General features: G+C 66.7%; 6 protein-coding genes. 1 reads left to right on the forward strand and 5 read right to left on the reverse strand.

Annotated elements, in window-relative coordinates:
- Positions 1-77: 77 nt before the first annotated feature.
- The 5 genes from ACFQ4O_RS13800 to ACFQ4O_RS13820 form a co-directional block, all read right to left on the reverse strand.
- Positions 78-1,133 carry an AAA family ATPase gene (locus ACFQ4O_RS13800; protein ID WP_378776296.1) on the reverse strand — a complete coding sequence of 352 codons (1,056 nt, stop codon included), beginning with the start codon at positions 1,131-1,133 and terminating at the stop codon, positions 78-80.
- Positions 1,134-1,373: 240 nt separating this feature from the next.
- Positions 1,374-1,685 carry a methanol dehydrogenase gene (locus ACFQ4O_RS13805; RefSeq protein ID WP_378776298.1) on the reverse strand — a complete coding sequence of 104 codons (312 nt, stop codon included), beginning with the start codon at positions 1,683-1,685 and terminating at the stop codon, positions 1,374-1,376.
- Positions 1,686-1,789: 104 nt separating this feature from the next.
- Entirely contained in the window at positions 1,790-2,368 is a 579-nt protein-coding gene (gene moxG, locus ACFQ4O_RS13810; protein ID WP_378776300.1) for a cytochrome c(L), periplasmic, read from the reverse strand.
- A 53-nt stretch (positions 2,369-2,421) separates the two neighbouring features.
- On the reverse strand, positions 2,422-3,273 hold the full coding sequence (moxJ, locus tag ACFQ4O_RS13815) for a methanol oxidation system protein MoxJ (protein ID WP_378776302.1): 852 nt from the start codon (positions 3,271-3,273) through the stop codon (positions 2,422-2,424).
- A gap of 176 nt (positions 3,274-3,449) precedes the next feature.
- The gene (locus ACFQ4O_RS13820) at positions 3,450-5,345 is read right to left on the reverse strand and encodes a methanol/ethanol family PQQ-dependent dehydrogenase (protein ID WP_378776304.1); all 1,896 of its coding nucleotides are present in this window, start codon (positions 5,343-5,345) and stop codon (positions 3,450-3,452) included.
- A 427-nt stretch (positions 5,346-5,772) separates the two neighbouring features.
- Here ACFQ4O_RS13820 and ACFQ4O_RS13825 point away from each other — a divergent pair, with 427 nt between their 5' ends.
- Positions 5,773-6,312, forward strand: a complete 540-nt coding sequence (locus ACFQ4O_RS13825; protein WP_378776306.1) for a hypothetical protein — start codon at positions 5,773-5,775, stop codon at positions 6,310-6,312.
- The last annotated feature ends 36 nt before the right edge of the window (positions 6,313-6,348 follow it).

Genomic DNA, 6,348 nt, shown 5'->3' on the forward strand with positions numbered 1-6,348 from the left:
GGCGACGCCCCGCGCGCGGCCGAACAGGCGGTACGGCAGATCCGCGCGGGGCGGGCCTGCCCGGCGGAGGGTTTCGCTCACGGCGCCGGCACCCGTTCGAACACCTGGCGGCAGAGTTCGGGCACGATGCGGTCGCGCCGCGTCTCGTAGATCGGATCGAGGAAGATACGGTGCGCCATCACCGGATCGAACACGGCGCGCACGTCCTCGGGCAGCACCATGTCGCGGCCCTCGAGCCAGGCGCGGACGCGGGCCGCGCGCACCAGCGCGCCGACGCCGCGGGGGCTCGCGCCGCCCTGCAGCAGCCGGTCCATGTCCACGTTCGGAATGTCGATGCCGGCCGCCTTCGGCGCGCGAACCGCGTCCCACAGGCCGAGCACGTAGGTTTCGAGCGCGGGCGCGGCGGTGATCGCGTGCTGGATCGCGCGTCCGGCCTCGGACAGGCGGGTGTGGTCGAGCACGCCCTCCGTCAGGCCGCCGATCAGCCGGTCCACGTCGTGGAAGCGGGGGTCGAACACCAGCTGGCGCCGAACCTCGGGCTCGGCCGGGGTGTCGACCGCGATCTCCATCAAGAAGCGGTCGCGGGCGGCGGCGGGCAGCTCGAACGTCTCCTCCTTCTCCACCCGGTTGCGGTCGGCGAAGACCACCAGATGGGGGAAGGACCATTCCTTGCCGAAGGCGGTGACGCTGCGCTCGGCCATCAGGCGCAGCAGCAGCGAATGCACCTGCGGACGGGCGCGGTTGATCTCGTTGAAGAAGAACACGGCGAGGTTCTCGCCATGGTGCAGCACCGGACCCGGCTCGACCCGGGGCTTGCCCTCGTCGTCCACGTAAGCGGTGTAGAGCATATCGGTCGGCATGAGGTCGACCGTGCCCTCGATGCGCTCGAACGGGCCGCCGAGCGCCCGGGCCACGGCGCGCAGGATGGTGGTCTTGCCCACGCCCACGTCGCCCTCGAGCAGCACATGGCCGCGGGCGAACAGGGCGATGGTCATCAGCCGCACCACCTGCGGCTGGCCCACGACCGCGCGTCCGACCTCGGCCTCGAAGGCCAGCGCCTGGTCGCGCCAGGCGTTCAGTTCGGGCGCGAGATCCTCGACGCGGCGCTCCGCCGCGAGGGTTGAAGTCGCCATGGGCTAAAAACCTCGGTCTCGGACGCGCCCGGAAAAGACGGCCGCTCGACGGTGTTGGAGACAACGCGCCGAAGCGGCCGCGAGGTGCGTGTCGTCATCCCGCAGGACGGCCGGAAGAGACCCGTCCCGACGACGAGAGGGAGCGATTGCGACAGCGTCGAACCGCGCGGGATCCTTGAATTCAGCGTCGGCCGGGCCCGGCGACGGATGTCGAGCCCGGACCCGGCCGACGGCGAGGCGTCAGTTCGCGCCGAGCTTCTTGACGTCGTAGACGAACTTGCCGGTCTTGGCGAAGTTGTCGGCGCGCTGTTTGTTGCGCTCTTCCATCGCCTTGATCGACTCGGACTGCTTGGCGACTTCCTTCGGGTCGTGCTTCGGGTCGTACTTCGAACCCTTGATCTCGGCCTTGGCCGGATAACCGGGCTTCGGCTCCCAGCACACGCCCGGCTCCTTGCAGTTCGTGCCATCATAGGCGAGCGCCGGAGCGGCGACAGCGACGGTGGCGAGCGCAGCGGCCGCGGCGAGCCGTCCGAAAGCGGCGATCTTGGTCATGAGCTTTCCTCCTTGAGGTGTTGCAGTGCTTTCCAACCGAAAGGCGGTCCGCTTATGGCTGCGAACGCGCCCTGTCCCGCGCCGGCCCGCCGGCGGAGATTTCGTCACTCGCTCGCCTTGCAGGCTTCCGGCGTCTTCGCCGGATCCGCCTTGGGCGCATGCGAATGGCCGTCATAGGGCTTGAAGCTCGCCTTCTGCTCGTCGTCGAGCCAGACGGCGTTTTCGACGCCGTCCTTGTAGAGGTGGCGCACCCAAGCCATGATCTGGAGCATCTGGTCCGGGTTCACGGCGCCGTACATCGGTCCCATCTGGCCGGACGCGCCGCCGAAGATGGTCTCGAACAGGCCCTTGTCCGTGTTGTTGTCCGGATAGGTCCAGTAATCGTCGTTCAGGCCGGGGCCGATCTTGCCTTCCGCCACGTGGCCGTGACAGCCCGAGCACATGCTCAGGAACAGCTGTTCGCCGTTGGCGAGGCAGTTCGGCTCCTTGTTGTACGGGTTCTTGCCCGTCTGGATGAACTCCTTGAAGGCCGGGGTGTCCTGGCCTTCTTCACCGGCGTCCGAAAGGTTGAGCGGCTCGCCGGTGACGGTGTTGTGCAGCTCGATCTGCGCCATAGCTCCCGCCGCGCCGAGGGCGAGCGCGGCGGCGGCGAATCCCGCCATGAGCAGTTTGCGATTGATCATCCGAAACTCACTGAAAGGTGGACACGGGAGGTCCCGGACCCTCGCCTCACGCTTCAGCCGTTGGGCTGGAGCGTCGGAATGCCTTCTTCGGCGATCACGGCGTCGATCTCGGGTTTCGCCTTGTCGATCGCGGCGTCGAGCGCCTTGCGGAGCTCCGCATCGTCCTTGCGGACGCCGATCGCCTGGTCGAAATGCAGCGGAATCTTCATTCCGTCGGAACGTTGGAAGTCATCCCTGATCAGGGTGAGCTTCAGCGGCTTGGACGCGTTCTTCACGTAGCGCGCCACGTCGGAGGCGAAGGCGATGGCCATGTCGGCGTCGCCGTTCACCACCTCGTTGACCAGCTTGTCGGCGGGGACCTGCGTGTACTTGTTCCGCTTGTCCTCGAAATTCACCAGCGACAGGTTGTAGGACAGGTTGTCCTCGTACTTGCCGGCCGCCTTGAGGATCAGCTCCGCGGGCGTCGAGAAGCGCACGGCGAAGTTCTTGAAGGCGTCGCCGCCGGCGTCCTTCCACTCCGAGCCGATCTCCACGTCGGCCGGGGTGACGAAGGCGTAGCCGGTGCGGAAATAGGGCTTGGTGGCGAGGACGCGCTCGTCGTCGGCGTCGACGCCGAACACCACGTCGCAGGCCTTCTTGTCGAGATAGTCGCGGACCAGATAGATCGCGGGCTTGTCGCTCCAGACGAACTCGGCCTCGCGGCCGGCGGCCTTGGCGACCGCCTCGGCGATCTTGTTCTCGAAGCCCTTGGCCTTGGCCTCGGAATAGGGCGCCTCCACGCTCGAGGCGCAGATGCGGAGCGGTTCCGCCGCGGCGGCCGGAAGGGCTGCTGCGAACGGGGCTACGGCGAGAGCCGCGCCTCCAAGCAGCGCCGCGCGCGCGCGGCCGTACGAACGGAAAGCCATCTGCATATCTCCCTGCGATCCCGGCCTGTGGTGCTTCTCCGAACGCGCTGCGCGCGGCGGGGCGGCCTTGGATCGTCGTGTTCAGCAGTCAGTGTTTTTCGTTTTGAAGGTCTCCCCGGCGACGGTCGCCGCCGGGGAGAGGGTCGTGGAGCCGTAACGGCCGATCCGCGTGGGGATCAGTTGGCCTTCGGGCCGGTCCATTCGCCGACGTTGACGTCGTCGTAGGGGTTCTTGCCGTTGAGCGAGAAGACCTGAACGCCGCCGCCCATCTGGGTGTAGTGCTGCAGGTTCTTGAACGCGCCCACCGCGCCGAGGCCCGCGGTCGGGTCGGTCAGGTCGAACACGAGGCCAACGCCCGCCCAGCCGCCGACGCCGTAGTAGATGGCGACGTACTGGTTGCCGTCATGCGTGTAGGTCATCGGGTGACCGATCACGCCCGAAGGCAGGCGGTACTTCCAGAGCAGGTCGCCGGTCTTGGAGTTGCGGGCCTTGATGAAGCCGTCCAGCGTTCCGTAGAACACCAGATCGCCGGCGGTCGCGAGCGTGCCGCCCCAAACCGCGAAGCGCTCCATCTTCTCCCAGGCGTACTTGCCGGAGATCGAGTTGTAGGCCTTGATCTGGCCGAGGCCCTCGTAGCCCTGACGATCGCCCTTCGGGCCGGGGTACATCCACAGGGTCGCGCCGACGAAGAACTGACCGGCGCGGTACGGGAGCATGAAGGGCTCCCAGTCCATGCAGATGTGGTTGATGCCCATGAAGAACAGCTGCTTCTCGGGATCGTACGAGTCGTGGCCCTGGTTGTGGTAGCCCATGGCCGACGGGCAGATCTCGGTCGCCTTGTGGTCCATGCGGGTGGCGAACTCGGGATCGCGGACCGGGATGCCGGTCTTCAGATCCACCTGCTTCACCCAGTTGACCGTGTCGTCGAGCTTGTCGGCCGAGATGAGCGTGCCGTCCTCACGGTCGAGCGTGTAGACGATGCCGTTGCGGTCCGGATGGGTCAGCAGCTTGCGCAGCTTGCCCGTCTTGTCCTTCTGCTCCGACAGCATCATCACGTTGACGCCGGCGTAGTCCCACTCGTCGTGCGGGGTCTTCTGGTAGCCGAACTTGGCCTCGCCCGTGTCGATGTCACGACCGAAGATGGTCATGGTCCACTTGTTGTCGCCCGGACGCATCGTCTCGTTCCACGGCGCCGGGTTGCCCGAGCCGTAGTAGAACAGGTTGGTGTCCGGATCGAAGGCGTACCAGCCCCAGTTGGTGCCGCCGCCGATCTTCCAGGCGTCGCCTTCCCAGGTCTTGTTGGTGCCCAGGCCGAACTGGCCGTAGTGCGGGTTCTTGCCGTTGAAGTCCTTGGCGAGCTTGACTTCCTCGTCCGGACCCGTCGCGTAGGCGCGCCACTTCTGGGCGCCGGTCTTCACGTCATAGGCGGTGACGTAGCCGCGCACGCCGAGCTCGGCGCCCGAGGAGCCCACCAGGACCGAGTCCTTGATGACGTAGGGAGCGATGGTGAGGGTGGAGCCGACCTTGATGTCGGAGTTCTCCATCTTCCAGAACTCTTCGCCGGTCTCGGCGTTGACCGCCACGATGTGGCCGTCGAGCTGGGTCTTGAGGATCAGCGAGGGGGTCTTGCCGTCGCCCGGCCAGTAGGCCAGACCGCGGTTCACGACGTCGCAGCACGCCACGGCGCGGGCCGTCGGGGACTGCTTCGGCTTGTGCATCCAGTCGATCTTGCCCGGCTCGTTCAGGTCGAGCGCGAACGTGATGTTCGGGAACGGCGTGTGCACGAACATCTTGTCGCCGATGACGAGCGGCGTGCCCTCATGGCCGTGGAGAACGCCCGTGGAGAACGCCCAGGCCGGCCGCAGCTCCTTGACGTTGTCGACGTTGATCTGCTTCGCGGTCGAATAGTTCTGCGCGCTGTAGTTCTTGCCGGTCATCGGCCAGTTGGCTTCGCTCTTCGACAGCTCGACGAGCTTGTCGTTGGCGACCGCCGGCAGGCCGGTCGCGGCCACGCCCAGAGCCGCGGTCGCGACGAGCGTGAACGCCGACACGGACGTTCGAAGGTTGATCATGTGAAACCCCTTGCGTTTCCCATTCTTGTGGTGCGGCGCCGATCTCCGAAGAGACGGAGCCCCGCGGCGCGCTGCGACGCGTGACGGCCCTGTAGTCGTGCGATGAACCGTCAATTACTTGGCGCCTGACGCGCTTCTTGCGTTCTGCAGCGGGGCAACTCTTTCCCGAAGTTGGACGAACTGTCTCGGGCATCATTGGAAAATTGGACTGGGAAGATTTGGAAAATCGATTGCCATTTTGCGGCGCCCGCGCTTTCGCGGAGGCTCAAACGCAAAAAACCGCGTTCGGGCAATTCGCTAAGAGAAACGAGGACGCAGACCCCCTCGAACCTGCTCGACGGCTTTCGTCGGGGGTGCGTTCCCTGTCATACTGCATTAGACCAACGTTTAGGCGGGCTCCGCGCAAACCAAAAAGTCAAAAAGCGCCATGTCTCAATATTCGCTTATTAAATTAAGTCCCGCCACAGTTGTCGCGGTCGCGATATTTTGTCTCACCGGCTGCGACGACCCGGCGCCGAGCGAGCCCCCGCAGGACGTGGTCGCCTCGCTCACCCACGAGAAGCCGTTCCACGAGCGGCGCTGGCTGGAGCTGAAGGACAAGATCGCGCCCGGCGCCTGGCTCGCGAGCCGGGAGGCCGGCCGCGAGGTCGAGCCGTCCGATCCGAACGCGGTCGCCATCCGCGACCTGATCGCCGACGCCGACGCGCGCTACACCGAGGGCGCGCGCATGATCGCCAACCGCGCGGTGCAGGTGCAGGAGATGCTGGCGGAGCGCGGGGTGAGCGAGCAGCCGCGCTCCATCATCGAGGGCCTGATCTCCGTGGCCTCGCTCGGCGAGCGCGCCGGCTTCGGCGAGACCTGCCAGCATTACGTCACCGCGCGCGTTCAGGGCCTGAGCCGCGACGCCGCCCTCGACGCCCTGCGCCGGAGCCCGCTTCCGGCCGCGAAGCCCGGCGACGAGCGATGAGCCTCGCCGCCGCGGGCGAGCGGGACGAGGCCGCGC

The organism is Methylopila musalis, assembly GCF_042679725.1.
Lineage (GTDB): Bacteria > Pseudomonadota > Alphaproteobacteria > Rhizobiales > Methylopilaceae > Methylopila > Methylopila musalis.